Raw genomic sequence first — 16597 nt, forward strand, 5'->3', positions numbered from 1 at the left:
GAGCAACCCATGACGCATGCCATTCGCTTTCGCAATACCGGCGGTCCGGAAGTCCTGGTCTGGGAGGAGGTCAGTGTTGGCAAGCCTGGGCCGGGCGAGGCGCGAATTCGCCACACAGCTGTCGGTCTCAACTTCGTCGACATCTACAATCGCTCGGGTGTGTATCCAGTGGAATTGCCGAGCGGTCTTGGCAGCGAAGCGGCCGGAACCGTGGAGGAAGTCGGGCCCGGTGTCACCGACCTGAAGCCCGGTGATCGCGTCGCGTATGGCGCCTCGCCGCTCGGCGCCTATTCCGAGGCGCGGCTGATTCCCGCCGACCGGCTATTGAAGCTGCCGGATGGCGTCGACGACAAGACCGCAGCGGCGATGATGCTGAAAGGGCTCACGACCCAATATCTGATCCGGCAGACCTATCGCGTGAAGGCCGGCGACACCATCCTGCTGCATGCCGCCGCCGGCGGCGTCGGACTGATCCTGAGCCAGTGGGCCAAGCATCTCGGCGCGACCGTGATCGGCACCGTCAGCAATGACGAGAAGGCAAAGCTCGCCAAGGCGCATGGTTGCGATCATGTCATCATCTACACGCGCGAGGATTTCGTGAAGCGCGTCGACGAGATCACCGGGGGCAAGAAAGTGCCGGTTGTTTATGACTCCGTTGGCAAGGATACGTTCCTGAAGTCGCTGGACTGTCTCGCGCCGCTCGGCGTCGCGGCGTTGTTCGGGGCGTCCTCCGGTGCCGTCGAGCCGCTCAATCTCGGTTTGCTCGCCCAGAAAGGCTCGCTCTACGTCACCCGGCCGACGCTATTCACCTACGCCGCCAAGCGCGAGAACCTGGTCGCGATGGCTAACGAACTGTTCGACGTCGTGAAGTCCGGCGCGGTCAAGATCGAGGTGCACCAGACCTATCCGCTGAAGGATGCCGCCAAGGCGCATGCGGATCTTGCCGCGCGCAAGACCACGGGATCGACCGTTCTCACCGTGTGATCTGCCGAACGGGCGCTGACGCAGGCCGCCCGGGCCTGCGTCACGTCCGTTCGTGCTTGCGCAGGTCGCGGGCGTGATCGAGGCGGATCGCCTGAAGGTCGACATCTTCAGGAGGAATCTGGGGGAGGGCGGCCTCGTTCATTATCGCCTCGGTGACGTCCTCGACCGAGTTCTCCACGATTTCGTGGATGAACGAGATGTTCTGATATTCACCCGAAGTGACGCGGGAGATGACCTCGCGCCTTGTGATCTCGGGATCGACCACCGCCTCGCGGCCGCGTCGCCCATAGTCGATCATCACGACGAAATACTGCATGAAACAATCCTGCCGCGCCCCGTGACCGGGAGCGCGGCAGGAGTATTTCCGAAAAACGGAATTAAGTCAAGGGTGATTTTCGAAAATCGGAAATCTTGACTGGCCTCCTACTTGCCCTTTTTGCGGGGGCGCGCAGACTTGGCGCGCAGCCGCTCGAGCTGGCCCTTGGGCATCGACAGGCAGATTTCTCCCACCCACTCGAGTTTCACGCCGACGATCGGCTTAGCGTTGAAGCTGTTGAGATTGACGACGGAAGGGGTTTTGCCCCGCTCGATGGTCTTCAGGTAGCGCTCGCCGGTCTTGAGCCGGACCACAGCCTCTTCGCCGTAGAAACTCGACAGCGGATGGCGCTGATCCTTGTAGACCACGATCACGTCGCCGCTCTCGTATTTTGGCAGCATCGAATCGCCCACGATCTCGAATGCGACGGTCTCTTCCATGATCGGGAAGGGCAGCGCGATATCGCCGAGGCCTTCCGGGGGAACCTGTTCGTAGTCCGGCTCGATCACAGCGCCGGCGCCGACGCGGCCCATGATCGGCGCGAGGTTGAGCTCGAGGTATTCCATGATCGGAATGATTTCCGACGCCTTTACCAGGCGTTCGCCGCCGAGGATCTCCGAAACCGCGCCGGGTCGCACGCCCATGGCCGCCGCCAAGCCGCCCTTGCTCTTGCCTGTCTTTTCCAGGCCCCGCTCGATCATTGCAACGTCCAACATGCTGATTCCCTTGATTGCGCGCCGTCTCACCCTCTTGTAATCCGAAATTCGGAATTGATGCAATTATGAATATCAGAATTATTGCTTGACTTCGGTTTCGGAATACCGGAATGTGCGTTTCGCCTCGCGATCGTGCGATCGGAGGAGGCGCATCACAGGACAGCAGCATGGAACCGGGCCATTGGCCGTCGGAGCACTCCGACGCGCTTCGCGACTATTTTCTCAAGGGCATGTCTTATGCGGAGATCGGAAGGCAGATTAATGCAAGGTTTGGAACGGCTTACACGCGCAACGCGGTGGCTGGCCGCGCCAAGCGGCTTGGGCTCGCCGCACCGACGCGGATGAGGGGTCCATCGATCGTGCCATCTTTGCCGTCAGGAGCCCGCCCTATCGCGCCGCCCCGTCCGGCGTTGCCGAACCTCAACTTACCGCCGAAATCCGCAATGAAGCCTGCGCGGGCCAAGTTGCGCTGCGTCGGGGTCCAGCCGCGCCTGATCCCGTTGGTCGAACTCGCGCGCGGCGATTGCCGCTATCCCTATGGCGGCGACAGGGAGGGGGAGGAGATTGCCTTCTGCGGGCACCCGCGCCAGCCGGGCTCGAGCTATTGCACGCCGCATGCGCGCCTGACGTGCCGTTCTGGAGCCGAGGCCGCCCGCATCGCCGGTCCCGTGATGCTGAGGCTGGTCTCCGCTGCCTGACCTCGTAGTCACCCGCTCGATCGTCAATTTCACAAGGAGTATCCAAGTGGCTCGCGTCCGACGCAACAAGTCCTACAAATTGGCGAATATCCACGACCGCCGCTCGCGCGAGGTGCCGTTCAATGCCGAAGTGGCCGAGGTCGAGATCGACAATCCGCTGGCGCTCGACCCCGGAGAGAAGATTGTGGCCGTGCGGTCGATCCGCGGCGATCCGCTCGGCCGGTTGCACGCGCACCATCAGATCGATGAGGCACAATACCGCAGTGGACGTGCCTTCCAGAGCGATTGGGAGATGGCGGAGCGAGGCCCTCAGGCGATGGACCCGACCCGAGAATATGTCGATGGCGCGCGCACGCGCGAGCCTGTCACCGAAAGCCAGCGCCAGGCGGTGCTCCGGCTCAACCGGATCGAGCGTGAACTCGGCACCGACGGCGCTGCGCTGGTGCATGACGTGCTGGTGCTCGGCCTGACCATGGACCAGATCGGGCAGCGTCGCGCCGTCCGGACGCAGCGCTGGAACGACTATTTTGCGAGGCGTTTTCGTGAATGCCTGGATCGGCTGGCACTGATCTATGGCTTTGCGACGGATGCGGGGAAACAGCGTGCAGGGCAGCGCAGATGACAACGGCACGCCTGCCATGGCGACCGCCGGCGTGCCAACCTGCTGCTCAGGGATGCGGCAGGATCTGGTAGGGCGTGGTATAAGGCTCGACGCGCAGCGAGGCGTTCGCCAAAAGCCCGATCCTGGCAGTCGGCGCCTGCTGCAATTCCCCGTTCGGACCGCGATGCACGTTGTATTGCCAGACGGTGAGATCGCCCTTCTGCGCCAGAGCGTGTGCAACCGCGCTAGCATCAATGCCGCCGAGCGCGTGAAGCTCCTCCGCCGACAATCCGACGACGATTTCGTCCTTGATGGTGACGATCTTGAACAGGTTCATCTTGGTCTCCTGCGCCCATGTGCCTGGTATCGAAAGGGTGAGAAGCGCGACTGCGGCGCCCTTGATGAGATCGCAGCGAGAAAGCATGCCGTCGTCCTTTGGTGGCGGCGCCCGAATGGATTCGTCCATCGGCCATGGCGCGCTTGATTTGAGTGACTGTTCCGCAACCGCTCTGTCGTGCTCTCTGCAACAACGGTTCACGGGCGGAAACATATTCGGCGACCGATGAACCCCGATGCGAAGAGTTGCGTCCAATTCCAACGGCGCAAGGCGACGGAGCAGATGAAATTCACCGGCATGGTCTGCCTTCTCACATCTCTTGGTGCGGCAGGCTCTGCGGCGGCAGCCGATCCGTTCTACATCGGCAGCTGGACATTCACGGCCGCCGTGGTCGCGCCATGGGCCGATCCTCAACACAAGCCTGATGGCACCGAGCAGGCGCGGCTGATCGGAAAAGCGGTTGTCTTCAAGGCGAGAGAGATATCAGGACCCCGTTCCTTTGCCTGTGAAAATCCGCAATACAAGGTCACGTATTACGGCCCCGACATGGTCTTCCAGGGGGCATTCGACGAGATGCGGCGCGCCGACAGGAAGGTCGATCCCAAGGCGCTTGCCACCTCGCTCGGCTTCACCGCTGCGCGGATCCGGACGCTGGAGACCGGGTGTGAGATCGACATTCATTTCGTCGACGATACAACCGCAGAGATCGGACTCAACAATTACGTGTATACGCTGAAGAAGCACTAATTCGCACTCGCCAATGTCCATTCACATCCGAAACAGAGCGAAATGCACCGCCGATTTGACTGCAGGCGGGTTCGTGTGCGGTATGAATGACGCTTCTTGACGCAGGTGGGTGACGGCGCTTCATATTCCTGTTATCCGGAATTGCCGTGCTGCGATGCAGACAAAGCATCGCTATGCCGACCGTTGGACTTGCCGGAAGGGTTGTTGCTTGGCATAATTGCAACCTGTTCGGTCGAGCCCGTCGGTTCGGGATATTGTCGTTCAGCGTGCTAACCCGCCGGGTTTCCCGGCCGAGAGTTCGCCGTCGCCATGCCATCCGGTTATGGCGTTCGGTTATCGAGTGGGACCCTCGACGTCGGATCACGAAGGCCGATGCTTGTCATAGGTGCGAGATGAAAAACCTCAATTTCGCGGCTGAGCTGCACCTCAAGCTCGGCGCGCCTGCGGGCAGCACCGTCGAAAGCCTGCGCCTGCTCCGCGCGTTTTTGAAGCTCGCACCCCGGCAGCGTTTTGAGGTCATCAAGCTCGTTGAAGACCTTGCCACCGACGAATCCCTCCCCGAGCACCCCCTGTCCTGAGCCAGGCCACGCGCCGGCCTCACGCCTTGTCCCGCGTTTTCCTCGCTGAAGCGGGCCGCAGGGCGACGTTTGCCCCCGGCTGGCCGCTGGTAGGCAATCCGGCAAGTGTGGTATTCAGTTAAGAAAAAGGGAGGAGTGCGATCATGATCGAACCGAAGCTCGAAGTTCCGGCCGAACTGCGCGACCTGGCCGAGAAGACGATTGACCAGGCCGAAAAGGCGTTCGGCATGTTTTTCGAAGCCGCCACCAAATCGATGTCGTCCGTTCCGGGCGCGGGGACGGAAGTGTCGAAGCAGGCCCTCGTTTTCACCGAGCAGAACATGAAGTCGGCGTTTGAGCATGCACGCAAGCTCGTTCATGCCACCGACCTGCAGGAAGCGATGCGAATCCAATCCGATTTCCTGCGCAGCCAGTTCACCAGCGCCGGAGACCACATGCGCCAGATGACCGGCAGCCTCATGCAACCTGGCAAGGGCAAGTCCTGATTGATCCTGGGCGGCATGGAATCCGCAGCTCGATGCTGGCGCAACTCCATGATGGGCCGCCGACTCGAGCTCATGCGCCGTCCATCATCCTTATCTGCTAATCCCTGCCGGTCCTCCGGCAGGGATTTGCATTTTGTGACAGGTGTCGCGCTTGGCTGGCGCTCTACGGACGCAGCGATCCGATATAGGCCGCGATGTCGCCGGCTTCGGTCCTGCTCAAGGGAAAGCTCGGCATCTTCGGATGTGGGTCGAGCAGGAAGAAGGCGAGCTTCTCCGGACTGAAGTCCGGCCGGCGCGCAACGGACGCGAAGGAGGGGACGTCTGCGCTTGCCTGGGCCTGGCCCTCCGCCACGACATGGCAACTTGCGCACCAGCGCTTGGCCAGGTCGGCACCGTGACCGGCATCGGCGGCTAGAGCGGTCGACGTGCTGAAGCCCGCGGCCACGGCAAGCAACAGGCAGATTCGTCTCAAATGCTGGTGCATCGGGCAACCTTCATGCGTTCGCTTGCGGCCACTGTGCTCATCCGCAGCACGATCCCGGAAACTGGGAGAGATCGATGCGGGCGACGATCGACCGCAGCAGCCTGCGGACCGAACGATAGAGATGCCGCGCGAATCCAGGTGTCCTTGTCGCGCGCAAGCCCAAACGTTTCGTATCAAGGCTTTCGATGGACTGCGACACGTGCCTCTCCGAGATTGTGAGGCTCTCTGTATCGTGGCTGGTCCGGAGGCGCCTTGATCTGCCGCAAGGCGTCCCCCGGCTAATAGTCGCCGGGGTTCATGATCATCGGGCTCTTCGTATCGGCCGGCGCGAGCGCGCTGCTGGCGCTGTCGCGCAGGAATCGGTCGAGCGTCGCCTGGATCTTCTCCTTGACCGCATCGGGCCCGCGATCGCTCATCTCGGTATGCTGAGCGCCAGTGTGGACAATGTCGATGCCGCGCGCCTTGGCCTCTTCCGGCGTTGGCAGCACGCCGGGATCGGTGACGAAATGCGGATCCTTCGATCGGAAGGACAGGATCTTCATGTTGTCGCTGAGCACGAAAGGCACCCGCAGATTGTCGAGCGTGATCACTTTCGACACCAGCTCCGGGTGCTGGTGGGCGACATACATCGAAACGTCGCCGCCGTTGGAATGCCCGACGAGCGTGATGTGGTCGTAGTCGGCGTTCTCCTGCCGCCTCTTCAGCTCACCCAGGGCAAAGAGGATGTTGGCCTCGCAGCGGATATAGACCTCGCGCCGTCCGACATATGGCTGGCCGACCTGGGTCATCAGCGGCGGATCGCTCGGCAAGTCCTGCTGGATGCTGGCAACGAGATAGCCGCGTGCGGCGAGCACGTTGGCGAGGAAGGAATACTCGGTGGCCTTCACGGTGTTGCCGTTGCTGATGATGGCGAGCGGGAGCTTCCAGAGGCCGAGATTGGCCTTGGTCTCGTAGTCACGCCGCACCGCAATTTCGACCGAGATCGGCCGCTGGCGCGCGGCGTCGAACAGGGTCAAAAGCTCATGGCGGATCGCGAACCGGCTGACGACGAAATACTGGCCGACGCCGAGGACGCAGAGAAGCGCCAGAATTGCAAACACCCTTTTCATGGTCTCGTCTCAAATCACGTTTGACTGAACATGGCCATTGTGACCGCCCGGGTCGAGCGATCGTGAGAAGGTTACGGGATTAAATTTAGGCAAGTCTGTGAGCAATGCCCCAAAAGGGGCTGCATCCGGGGGGCCGCGCGATGGACGTTGGACAAAAGGCAGCCGCCCTTGCCGCGTTCCGGGCAGAGCCGGAACGCGCTCGACAGCGTAAACAGCAAGCGCGGACTGCGGCGTTCGTTGTCGGGCGCCCGATAGCTTAGGGGGACGGCCACGGCGAGGTCGGCCTGGAGATCGTCTGGCAGGAAGAAGCGCACGCCTGCTCCGGCCGATGTCAGAGAGAGGCCGTCGCTCGGGCGATAGCCGTCGTTCCAGACTGCCCCGGCGTCGCCGAAGGCGTAGAGCTGATAGCCCGTCCAGTAGCGGAAATTGAGCTTCTGGTCGAAGCGCGGTTCGAGCGAGCCGGCAAGACCGTTGTCGCCGCTGATCTCGACTGCACCGTAGCCCCGGCCGAAGGCCGCGCCGCCGAGATAGAATTGCTGCGAGGTGAACAGCGGCCGCGACGCCGTGTGGCTCGCCGCGGAGAGCTTGAGCGACCAGGCGTCGTTGAGTGTCTGGTAGCGCGTGAACCAGAGGTTCAGCACCGAGAAGTTCGATGATGCGCCATCCCGCGACAACAGATCGTCGTCGAAATGGGAGGCACCGAAGATGTCGAGGCCCTGGCGGTAGGTCAACGTCGCGAAGTTGATGCCGCCGAAACGATCCTGGAGCCGGTAGTCGGCGACCCAAACCAGACGTGCTGGCTGGCTTATTTGATGCTAAAGTCTCTGCGCAAAAATGCATGCTGAGCCTCATGCGCACGTTTGCACGGGCTCTCGCATGAAACGCGCTGCGGAGGATTGGGATGAAAATCGACGGGCGTTGTCACTGTGGATACATCACCTTTGAAGCCAAGATCGAGCCGGACAAGACCCTGCTGTGCAATTGCACCGACTGCCAGACGTTCTCCGGCTCGGCATTTCGCGTGCATGCCTTCGCGGAGGAAGACGATTTCAGGTTGCTCTCGGGCGAACCGAAAATTTACGTCAAGACCGCCGAAAGCGGCAACAAGAGGCCACAGGCGTTTTGCCCGGAATGTGGAACGCATATCTACGCTACGGCGCTCGGAGCAGGCCCCAAGGTCTTCGCCATCCGCGTGGGATCCATTCGTCAACGCGACCAGATCGTCCCCCATACGCAGTGGTGGTCTCGCTCCGCTCAGCCCTGGCTTAAACATGTCGATTCGATGCGAACGTTCGAGAAGCAGCCTTAGATCGACCAGACCGGCAATCTTGACCTGATGGCCGTTGGCCGCAGCGATCGGTCTGCGATTGACCTGAACTGGACATTCAGCCCAAAGTGCCTGCGATTTTCGCTCGCGCCCGTTTCCATTCTCTGACAATTAAGACATATTTTCGCCGACGGCAGACATCACGCCGAGGCGGCAAGCCGAGATGCGGCGTCTGGGGTAGGCACCAGGAGCATTTAGCAAATGCTGACGACCGACTATTTGATCATCGGCAGCGGTGCCGCGGGCATGAGCTTCGCAGATCAGTTGTTGACCGAAACCAATGCAAGCATTGTCATCGTTGATAGACATCACCTGCCTGGTGGCCATTGGAACGACGCCTATTCGTTTGTCCGCCTGCACGCGCCATCTGCATTTTATGGCGTGGGCTCACGACGCCTCGGCAACGACTGCATCGACGTATCCGGCCTAAACAGGGGTTATTATGAATTGGCCTCGGGTGCGGAGATCGTCAGTTATTTCGACAAGTTGATGCAAGAGAGATTTCTTCCATCCGGCCGTGTCCAGTATTTTCCGATGTGTGAGTACCTGGGGCACGGACGGTTTATTTCTCGCCTCTCAGGCACAATGCAACAGGTCGCATTTGGCAAGAGGCTCGTGAACGCCACGTTCCAGGACACACAGGTGCCCTCGACGCACACTCCATCTTTTCAAGTTGCCGAAGGTGTCGAGCTTACAACGCCTAACCTGCTGCCCATGTATGCGCCCGGACACGAACGACGCGTTATCCTCGGAGGTGGCAAAACAGCGATGGATGTCTGTATCTGGTTACAGCAGATGGGCGCCCGGCCAGAAAGTATCCGATGGATCGTGCCACAAGATTCCTGGGTACGAAATCGCGATATGATGCAGCCCGGAGATGCATTTTTCGAGCGTACTGTTGGCGGAACGGCCGATCTGTTTGAGGCAGCGGCCGAGGCCACTTCGGTCGCCGATCTCTTCGAGCGTCTGGAAAAACGAGGTCAGATACTGCGCATCGATCGGACGATCTGGCCGACGGCTTTTCGCGGAGCTACGCTTTCGATACTCGAAGCGGAAGCGTTGGGCACCATCAAGGACGTGGTGCGCAAGGGGCGTGTTAGGCGGATCGAGCGCGACTCCATTGTCCTTGACAGAGGCAATGTCGATGCCGCGCCGGACGATCTCTATGTCGATTGTACCGCGAAAGGATTCAGAAAACGCCCTGCGGTTCCGATCTTCAATGCGGATCAGATCACGCTACAGCAAGTACGTCCCGGACGTCTCAGTTTTAGCGCGGCCTTCATTGCACATGTGGAAGCATCCTATAACGATGACGCGATCAAGAACGATTTGTGTGCGCCAATTCCGTCAGTTGAGGTCGCCGAAGACTTTCTCAGCACCATGATCGCGACTTTGCGAAATGAGCGACGATGGACGACCGAAAAGGAGCTGCGTCGTTGGATCGACGAGCACAGGCTATCTGGCACCGGCTTCCCGGACACCGGCGTAGCGTCGAGTCCTAAAGGGACACGCATTCTTGAGCGTCTGCGAGAAGCGCGTCCACGAGCTGCGGCAAACCTGGCGCGCATTATCGCCGAACTCGATTCGACGCACCAGGCTTCGTGACCGGTGCACTCGCGAGGTCAGCTTCTGGCCGACCTGCGACTTCGGAGGCCTTCCGCTCTCCGGACATCAGGCGGCCTGCCGCTTGGTGAGCACACGCCCTAGCGCCGACGCGCAACCGCGACGCCGAACAGGAAGGCGACGAACAGGCTGGCAAGCGGCGCTTCGCGCGTGATCGCCGCAACCGTGGAGAGGGGCCGGCCGGGCTTTCGCGCTTCCTCGATTGCAGAGCCCAGGCGGTCGACAGCTGCATGCAGCCCACCAGCGACTTCACCCACCGTGCGGGAGACGTCCGTCGCTGCATCGATGGCGCGCTCGGCCATGCCGGGTTTGGAATCGGACTGCGGGATCTCGGTGCTCAAGCGTGCGACTCCGGGCTGATCGTGTGACGGAGGCCGGTACCTTTGGCTATCCGCGCGAGCGCTCGTTTTGAACAGCGGGTCGCATGACCTTTGGCTATCCGCGACAGGCGCCGTGTTTCTTACGGCGGGTACCGGCCTTGAATAAGCAATGCGGGGCGCGGGATTTTGTTCCGGGATGATCCGCCCGAGCGTGGCCTTCCCCGTGAAACGACGGATGCGAATCTCTGTTAGGCTGGCTTAACCTTGCCGATCTCAGGAGGCTGCTGTGACCGATCGGACCACGACGGATCGAGCCCGGCGCATCGCCTTGCTCGGTGCCCCCATCGACATGGGAGCTTCGCAACGCGGCACCCTGATGGGGCCTGCTGCGCTCCGCACCGCGGGCCTTGCGACACTGCTCGAAAGCCTGGATTTCGAAGTCGTCGATTACGGCGATCTCTCGGTCGCCGAGCTTCGGGATCTCGCAGACACGCCCCCCGAAAAAGCCAATCACTACCGTGAGATCCAGCGCTGGACGCGCGTGCTGAGCCTGAGAGGCTACGAGATCGCGAAAACCGGTGCGCTGCCGATCTTTCTTGGCGGCGACCACACGTTGTCGATGGGATCGGTGAATGCCATGGCCCGTCACTCGCGGGAGCGCGGACGCGAACTGTTCGTGCTGTGGCTGGATGCCCATGCCGACTACAACACGCCGGAGACGACGATTACCGCCAACATGCATGGCATGTCGGCGGCGTTCCTGTGCGGCGAACCCGGCCTCGACGGACTGCTCGGCAATGATCCGCGCGCCTCGATCGATCCGGACAGGCTCGACCTGTTCGGCGCGCGTTCGATCGACAAGCTCGAAAAGGAGCTGATGCGCACGCGCCGAATCCGGGTTGTCGACATGCGCCAGATCGACGAGTTCGGCGTCGCCGTGCTGATCCGCCGCGTCATCGAACGCGTCAAGGCGAGGGATGGCGTGCTGCATGTCAGCTTTGACGTCGATTTTCTCGATCCCTGCGTCGCGCCAGGCGTTGGCACGACGGTGCCGGGCGGCGCGACCTATCGTGAGGCGCATCTGATCATGGAACTTCTGCACGATTCCGGCGTGGTGGGATCGGTCGATATCGTCGAGCTCAATCCGTTCCTCGACGAGCGCGGCCGCACCGCGCGCACCGCGGTCGAACTGATCGGCAGCCTGTTCGGCCAGCAGATCGCCGACCGGCCGACCCCCAGCAACGCGATCGCGCCGGGCGAATGAAACGCGGGCCCTTTGTGCGTGCAAAGAAGAGAACCGCTGTCACGGCCAGCGGAGTTAGATCAGCCCAGATGGACGCCATTGCAGGAGCTCGATGGCATCATCACGCCGAACGGACTCTTCTACGAGCGGCATCATGGCGGCGTGCCGACCATCGATCCGGCCCAGCACCGGCTGATGCTGCACGGGCTGGTCGAGCGCCCCCTGATCTTCACGATGGACGATCTCAGGCGTTTCCCATCGGAATCGCGCATCCACTTTATCGAATGTTCCGGGAATCCCGGCTACAGCAAGCCTTACGGCAAGACGGCATCGGACCTTGTCGGTCTGGTGCGTCGTGCGGAATGGACCGGGGTGAGCCTCAAGCTGGTGCTGCAGGAGGCTGGATTGAAGCCGGAGGCCAAATGGGTCGTCGCCGAGGGCGCCGACGCGGCCGCGCTGACCCTCAGCATCCCGATCGAGAAATGCCTCGAGGACGCCGTTCTGGTCTACAGCCAGAATGGCGAACGGCTCCGCCCGCAGCAGGGTTATCCGCTACGGCTCTTCCTGCCGGGGTTCGAAGGCAATATGAGCGTGAAGTGGCTGCGGCGCCTGCATGTGACTGCGGAGCCGGTTTATTCGCGCGAGGAGACCTCGAAATACACCGACCTCCTGCCGGACGGGACGGCGCGCGAATTTTCGTTTTACATGGAGGCGAAGTCGATCATCACGCGTTCGTCCGGCGGCCAGCGTCTGAACGCGCCCGGCTTCCACGAGATCACCGGCATTGCCTGGAGCGGGCATGGCAAGATCGCGCGGGTCGAGGTGTCCGTCGATGACGGCATGAGGTGGCAGGACGCGCAATTGCAGGATCCGGTGCTGACGCGGGCCCTCGCGCGCTTTCGATTGCCCTGGCGATGGGACGGCAAGCCTGCCGTGATCCAGAGCCGCGCGATCGACGAGACCGGTTATGTGCAGCCGACGCTTGCCGAGCTGCTCGCGGTTCGCGGCGAGAACTATTTCTACCACAACAACGCGATCTGGCCCTGGCGCGTTGCGGCCGGCGGCGAGGTGACCAATGCGCTGGCATGAGATTTTCGGCATTGCCTTCGCGATCCTGTTCAGCACTTGGGCAAGTGAAGCGCGGGCGCAAACTTCCTACGGCATCGGGCGGCTTGCAACGGCAGCTGAGATCGCGGGCTGGAACATCGATATCGGGCGCGATGGCAGCAATCTGCCGAAGGGAAGTGGCTCGGTCAGCCATGAACGCGAGGTGTTCGCCCAGCAATGTGCATCATGCCATGGCGACAAGGGCGAGGGTGGGCTGGGTGATCGGCTTGTCGGTGGGCAGGACACGATCGGAACGCCAAAGCCCATTCGAACCGTCGGCAGCTATTGGCCCTATGCGCCGACGCTGTTCGATTACATCCGCCGTGCGATGCCGCAGAACGCGCCGCAATCGCTGAGCGAGGAGGACGTTTATGCAGTGTCTGCGTACATCTTGAACCTGAATGGACTGGTGGGAGCGAATGCGACGCTCGATGCCAAATCGCTTGCAGCGGTCAAAATGCCGAACCGCGACAGGTTCCTCGGCGATGCACGCCCCGACGTGAAAAAGTGAACGTATCGTGATGAGCGAGTTCCGCGCGGTGGCGCGGGACTTGCTTAAGCGAAGGGCGGAACTCGCGGGACGCGCTTGCGTTAACCCGCGAGAGGAAAACAGTATGGGTCCTTCGATGGCAACTGATCGCTTCGCAAACTCCATGTCCTCGGCGCTGCGCCATCCCGGCGTGATCGCGTTGATCGTGGCCGCCTTGACGATTGCTGCGATGCTGATCGTCGACCACGGGCCGTGGAACCGGGCCAAGACGCAACCGGCGCATGTCGCGATGTATCATACCACCGGTGAGGCCGCGCACGCTGCTGGCGCCAAGGTGCTTCCGACCCAACCAAAATCGCCGGTCGAGCCGGAACGGCCGGGGCCGAAAACGTCCCCGACCGTCAATCCCGTGACGCCGTGATACGCCTCAACTCTTGATAGGCCTCAGCTCTTGCGACCGTAGTTGAGAAGTCCGCCGCTGGCCTTGGGCGGATGCGCGCGAAGGGCTTCCTCGTTCGGATCGGTGCCCCAGCCGGGCCGGTCCGGAATGACCAGATGGCCGTTCGCAATCTCGGGCTCATGCGTGAATAGCTCGCGGTCCCACGCCAGGCGATCGATGTCGATCTCCATGATGCGCAGGTTCGGCACCGCGGCGCAGAAATGCGCGTTCATCATCGAACAGAGATGGCCGTAGAAATTGTGGGGAGCTACGTTGACTTCGAACGCTTCCGCGGCGGCCGCGATTTTCATCGACTGCCAGACGCCGTTCCAGGGCGTGTCGATGATCGCGACGTCCATGGCTTGCTCCTTGAAATAGGGCAGGAATTCCCGCAAGCCCAAAAGAGTCTCGCAGGACGAGATGGGATGCGGGCTTTGCCGGCGGATGTAACCGAGCGCTTCCGGATTGAAACTGTCGATCTCGATCCAGAACATGTCGAGGTCCGCGATGGTGCGCAGGATCTTCAGATAGCCCTCGGTCTTGGCGTTGAAGTTGCAGTCAAGCAGGATGTCGACGTCGGGGCCTGCACCGTCGCGGATCGCTTCCAGATGCATGCGCAGGTCGCGCAGGATCTTGCGGTCGACGTTGATCTCTGGGGCGAACGGAGAGCCGAAGCCGGGCCGCCAACCGGTCGGCTTGCCATCATCATAGGAAAAGATGTTGGTCTTGAGCGCGGTGAATTTCTGCTCGCGTACCTCGCGGCCCATCGCCTTGACGCCGTCGAGGTTCTCGATCGGAGGCTTGTACCAGGCGGGGTGGTTGATCCGCCATGTGGCGCAATGCGACCAGTAGACCCTGATACGATCGCGGATCTTGCCGCCGAGCAGCTCGTAGCAGGGCACGCCGAGACACTTTGCCTTGGCGTCGAGCAGCGCATTCTCGGTCGCGCCAAGTGCCTGCGCCACCACGCCGCCGGCGGCGGGACGTGTGGCCGCGAACAGCTCGGCGTAGATGCGCTCGTGCTGGAAAACGTTCTGCCCGATAACACGGGCGGACAGGCGCTGGATCGCAGCGCCGACGCCGGGCGAGCCAAAGCCCTCGTCGAACTCGCTCCAGCCGACAATCCCGTCTTCGGTGGTCAGCTTGACGAAGTGGTAGTTTCTCCAGCCGGCATCGCAGGCAAGAATTTCCAGACTTGTTGCTCTTGATGATTTGGTCATGTCGCTCCCTGTCGCCCGGCCGGGCCTTGTTTTTCTTGTGACTTTGCAAGCACGAGCCCAGCCTCAATTGTTAAGCTAACGATCGGCCGTCGTGAAGCCCGCCAAGTCGCGTCAGGACACGCCATTCGGCCCTTTGAGCTGGAAAATTCTGTGGAATCCGGTGGGGATCGCCATGATCTTTTCCGGGGTCGTCCCGAAATTGCGCCAAGCTCAGGCTTATTTGGCCACAATCGCGACCGATCCTGCCGCCATGAAATTCTTGGCCGTGATTTCGATTCTGGCGCTGCTCACGATGGGCGGGGGCGCGATTTCCGATCAGTTTCTGACGGCCGACCAGCACGTCGCGCAAGGGGTGGAATAGCGCGGCGGGCCAAGGCTCATTTTGTCCTTGGGGGCAAGGCTGATCAGCCGATCGCGGACGAGGCCAGCAGCGCGAGCACGGCCAGCGCCATCAGCGCGGTGCCGAGCCAGCCCAGCGCGATCAACCATGACCGGGCCCTGAAGCGGCCCATGATTGCCTTGCTCGAGACGATCAGCATCATCATCGCCATGATCGGAACGGCGACGATGCCGTTGAGCACGGCGCTCCACACCAGCATATGTATCGAATCGATCCCGGTGAAACCGAGTCCGAAGCCGATGATGGTTGCCGCGGCGATGATGGTGTAGAAGCCGACCGCCTCGTCCGGCTTCGCCTCCAGCGTCGCGCGCCAGCCGAAGATCTCCGCGACGCCGTAGGCGGCCGAGCCCGCCAGCACCGGGATCGCCAGCAGGCCCGTGCCGATGATGCCGAGCGCGAACAGGGCGAAGGTGAAGTCGCCGGCGAGCGGGCGCAGTGCTTCGGCGGCTTGCGTCGCCGAACCGATGTTGGTGACGCCGTTGGCGTGCAGTACCGAGGCGGTGGTGAGGATGATGAAGAAGGCGATGCCGTTGGAGAGCAGCATGCCGGCGATGGTATCGGCCCGGATGCGCGCCAGCTCCGGATCGCCCTTGCGCTGCGTTTCCTCGCGCAGCGGCTTGTCACGCTTGCCCTGGTTCATCTCCTCGACCTCCTGCGAGGCCTGCCAGAAGAACAGATACGGGCTGATCGTGGTGCCGAGCACGGCGACGACCATCATGAAATAGTCGGGGCTGACATTCGCCTTCGGCCACACTGCCGCGAGCAGCGCCGTGCTCCAGGGGATCTTCACGGTGAAGGCGGTTGCGACATAGGCGAACAGCGCCAAGGTGAGGAATTTCAGCACCGGCGAATAGCGGCGATAGGGCAGGAACACCTGGAGGATGGTCGATCCTGCCGCGAAGATCAGCGCGTGCTCGTGGTTGAGGCCGCCGATCACGAGCGAAAGCGCCTCGGCCATCGCCGCGATGTCGGCGGCGATGTTGAAGGTGTTCGCGGCCACGAGCATGGCGACGAGCGCCAGCACCGCCCAGCGCGGCGCGATGCGCATGACGTTGGCGGCGAGTCCCTTGCCGGTGACCCGGCCGATCTGTGCGCTGACGAGCTGAATGGCGATCATGAACGGGGTGGTCAGAAAAACCGTCCACAGCAGTCCGTAGCCGAATTGCGCGCCGGCCTGCGAATAGGTGGCGATGCCCGACGGATCGTCGTCGGCGGCCCCGGTGACGAGGCCCGGCCCCAGTCTCTGCAACAGCGTCGGCGCGGATTTCGTCGGCGTGAGGGCGCTGTCGCTCATGGAAGAAGAACCTCGATCGGTGCGGCGGTTGAAAGCAAATGCCAGCGAGGGAACAAAGGTTCCTGACAGGCGGTTGGCT

Annotated in this window: 20 protein-coding genes and 2 pseudogenes; 13 read left to right on the top strand and 9 right to left on the bottom strand. The window is 62.0% G+C overall.

The genetic code is table 11. From position 1 onward, the window contains the following. The first annotated feature begins 9 nt into the window (after window positions 1-9). Complete coding sequence (locus tag NR187_RS34060) at window positions 10-984, top strand: quinone oxidoreductase (RefSeq protein ID WP_256809399.1); 975 nt, start codon at window positions 10-12, stop codon at window positions 982-984. A gap of 40 nt (window positions 985-1024) precedes the next feature. Here NR187_RS34060 and NR187_RS34065 read toward each other — a convergent pair whose 3' ends face one another. Together NR187_RS34065 and NR187_RS34070 are read right to left on the bottom strand one after the other, a co-directional pair. Next, window positions 1025-1300 (bottom strand): hypothetical protein, encoded by a 276-nt coding sequence (locus NR187_RS34065; RefSeq protein ID WP_211384857.1) that lies wholly within the window; start codon window positions 1298-1300, stop codon window positions 1025-1027. Window positions 1301-1407: 107 nt separating this feature from the next. Then, window positions 1408-2016, bottom strand: coding sequence for a S24 family peptidase (locus tag NR187_RS34070; protein WP_211384858.1), 609 nt, complete (start codon window positions 2014-2016; stop codon window positions 1408-1410). Between the two features lie 167 nt (window positions 2017-2183). Here NR187_RS34070 and NR187_RS34075 point away from each other — a divergent pair, with 167 nt between their 5' ends. Continuing rightward, a complete protein-coding gene (locus NR187_RS34075) occupies window positions 2184-2714 on the top strand; it encodes a GcrA family cell cycle regulator (RefSeq protein WP_256809401.1) in 531 nt (176 codons plus the stop codon). Window positions 2715-2760: 46 nt separating this feature from the next. Beyond that, a complete protein-coding gene (locus tag NR187_RS34080; RefSeq protein WP_211384860.1) occupies window positions 2761-3336 on the top strand; it encodes a hypothetical protein in 576 nt (191 codons plus the stop codon). A 46-nt stretch (window positions 3337-3382) separates the two neighbouring features. On the opposite strand, the gene NR187_RS34085 is transcribed toward NR187_RS34080, so the two are convergent. Then, entirely contained in the window at window positions 3383-3739 is a 357-nt protein-coding gene (locus NR187_RS34085; protein ID WP_211384861.1) for a hypothetical protein, read from the bottom strand. 195 nt (window positions 3740-3934) lie between these two features. Between NR187_RS34085 and NR187_RS34090 the strand changes: the two genes are divergently transcribed. The 3 genes from NR187_RS34090 (at window position 3935) to NR187_RS34100 (ending at window position 5462) form a co-directional block, all read left to right on the top strand. Further along, window positions 3935-4399, top strand: a complete 465-nt coding sequence (locus tag NR187_RS34090) for a hypothetical protein (protein ID WP_256809406.1) — start codon at window positions 3935-3937, stop codon at window positions 4397-4399. 392 nt (window positions 4400-4791) lie between these two features. Further along, entirely contained in the window at window positions 4792-4977 is a 186-nt protein-coding gene (locus tag NR187_RS34095) for a hypothetical protein (protein WP_211384863.1), read from the top strand. A 143-nt stretch (window positions 4978-5120) separates the two neighbouring features. Next, complete coding sequence (locus NR187_RS34100) at window positions 5121-5462, top strand: phasin (protein ID WP_094972645.1); 342 nt, start codon at window positions 5121-5123, stop codon at window positions 5460-5462. A gap of 163 nt (window positions 5463-5625) precedes the next feature. Here the strand turns inward: NR187_RS34100 and NR187_RS34105 are convergent, their stop codons facing one another. The 3 genes and pseudogenes from NR187_RS34105 to NR187_RS34115 all read right to left on the bottom strand — a co-directional run. Further along, complete coding sequence (locus NR187_RS34105; RefSeq protein WP_256809407.1) at window positions 5626-5946, bottom strand: cytochrome c; 321 nt, start codon at window positions 5944-5946, stop codon at window positions 5626-5628. A gap of 278 nt (window positions 5947-6224) precedes the next feature. Continuing rightward, entirely contained in the window at window positions 6225-7055 is an 831-nt protein-coding gene (locus tag NR187_RS34110) for an alpha/beta hydrolase (protein WP_256809408.1), read from the bottom strand. 155 nt (window positions 7056-7210) lie between these two features. Further along, a pseudogene (locus tag NR187_RS34115) lies at window positions 7211-7834 on the bottom strand (ShlB/FhaC/HecB family hemolysin secretion/activation protein); the annotation flags it as partial. Between the two features lie 122 nt (window positions 7835-7956). On the opposite strand from NR187_RS34115, the gene NR187_RS34120 reads away from it, so the two are divergent. Together NR187_RS34120 and NR187_RS34125 are read left to right on the top strand one after the other, a co-directional pair. Next, entirely contained in the window at window positions 7957-8364 is a 408-nt protein-coding gene (locus NR187_RS34120) for a GFA family protein (RefSeq protein WP_211384866.1), read from the top strand. A gap of 219 nt (window positions 8365-8583) precedes the next feature. Beyond that, window positions 8584-9987 carry an FAD/NAD(P)-binding protein gene (locus NR187_RS34125; RefSeq protein ID WP_211384867.1) on the top strand — a complete coding sequence of 468 codons (1404 nt, stop codon included), beginning with the start codon at window positions 8584-8586 and terminating at the stop codon, window positions 9985-9987. A 98-nt stretch (window positions 9988-10085) separates the two neighbouring features. Here NR187_RS34125 and NR187_RS34130 read toward each other — a convergent pair whose 3' ends face one another. Further along, window positions 10086-10346, bottom strand: a complete 261-nt coding sequence (locus NR187_RS34130; RefSeq protein WP_211384868.1) for a hypothetical protein — start codon at window positions 10344-10346, stop codon at window positions 10086-10088. 265 nt (window positions 10347-10611) lie between these two features. On the opposite strand from NR187_RS34130, the gene rocF reads away from it, so the two are divergent. The 4 genes and pseudogenes from rocF to NR187_RS34150 all read left to right on the top strand — a co-directional run bounded on the left by rocF (window position 10612) and on the right by NR187_RS34150 (window position 13586). Continuing rightward, window positions 10612-11589, top strand: coding sequence for an arginase (gene rocF / locus NR187_RS34135; protein ID WP_211384869.1), 978 nt, complete (start codon window positions 10612-10614; stop codon window positions 11587-11589). A gap of 72 nt (window positions 11590-11661) precedes the next feature. Further along, a pseudogene (soxC, locus tag NR187_RS34140) lies at window positions 11662-12657 on the top strand (sulfite dehydrogenase); the annotation flags it as partial. Beyond that, on the top strand, window positions 12644-13186 hold the full coding sequence (locus tag NR187_RS34145) for a c-type cytochrome (RefSeq protein ID WP_256809409.1): 543 nt from the start codon (window positions 12644-12646) through the stop codon (window positions 13184-13186). The pseudogene soxC and the gene NR187_RS34145, both read left to right, overlap by 14 nt. Window positions 13187-13301: 115 nt before the next feature. Next, complete coding sequence (locus NR187_RS34150; protein ID WP_256809411.1) at window positions 13302-13586, top strand: hypothetical protein; 285 nt, start codon at window positions 13302-13304, stop codon at window positions 13584-13586. A gap of 23 nt (window positions 13587-13609) precedes the next feature. Here the strand turns inward: NR187_RS34150 and NR187_RS34155 are convergent, their stop codons facing one another. Beyond that, window positions 13610-14824: a mandelate racemase/muconate lactonizing enzyme family protein gene (locus NR187_RS34155; RefSeq protein ID WP_211384870.1), complete on the bottom strand. Its 1215-nt coding sequence runs from the start codon at window positions 14822-14824 to the stop codon at window positions 13610-13612. A 91-nt stretch (window positions 14825-14915) separates the two neighbouring features. On the opposite strand from NR187_RS34155, the gene NR187_RS34160 reads away from it, so the two are divergent. Further along, window positions 14916-15185, top strand: a complete 270-nt coding sequence (locus tag NR187_RS34160) for a hypothetical protein (RefSeq protein ID WP_249129181.1) — start codon at window positions 14916-14918, stop codon at window positions 15183-15185. Between the two features lie 43 nt (window positions 15186-15228). Here the strand turns inward: NR187_RS34160 and NR187_RS34165 are convergent, their stop codons facing one another. Continuing rightward, entirely contained in the window at window positions 15229-16518 is a 1290-nt protein-coding gene (locus NR187_RS34165) for an NRAMP family divalent metal transporter (RefSeq protein ID WP_256809414.1), read from the bottom strand. Between the last annotated feature and the right edge of the window lie 79 nt (window positions 16519-16597).

Origin of the sequence: Bradyrhizobium sp. Bra64 (genome assembly GCF_024519875.1) — a bacterium.
GTDB classification, from domain to species: Bacteria; Pseudomonadota; Alphaproteobacteria; order Rhizobiales; family Xanthobacteraceae; genus Bradyrhizobium; species Bradyrhizobium japonicum_G.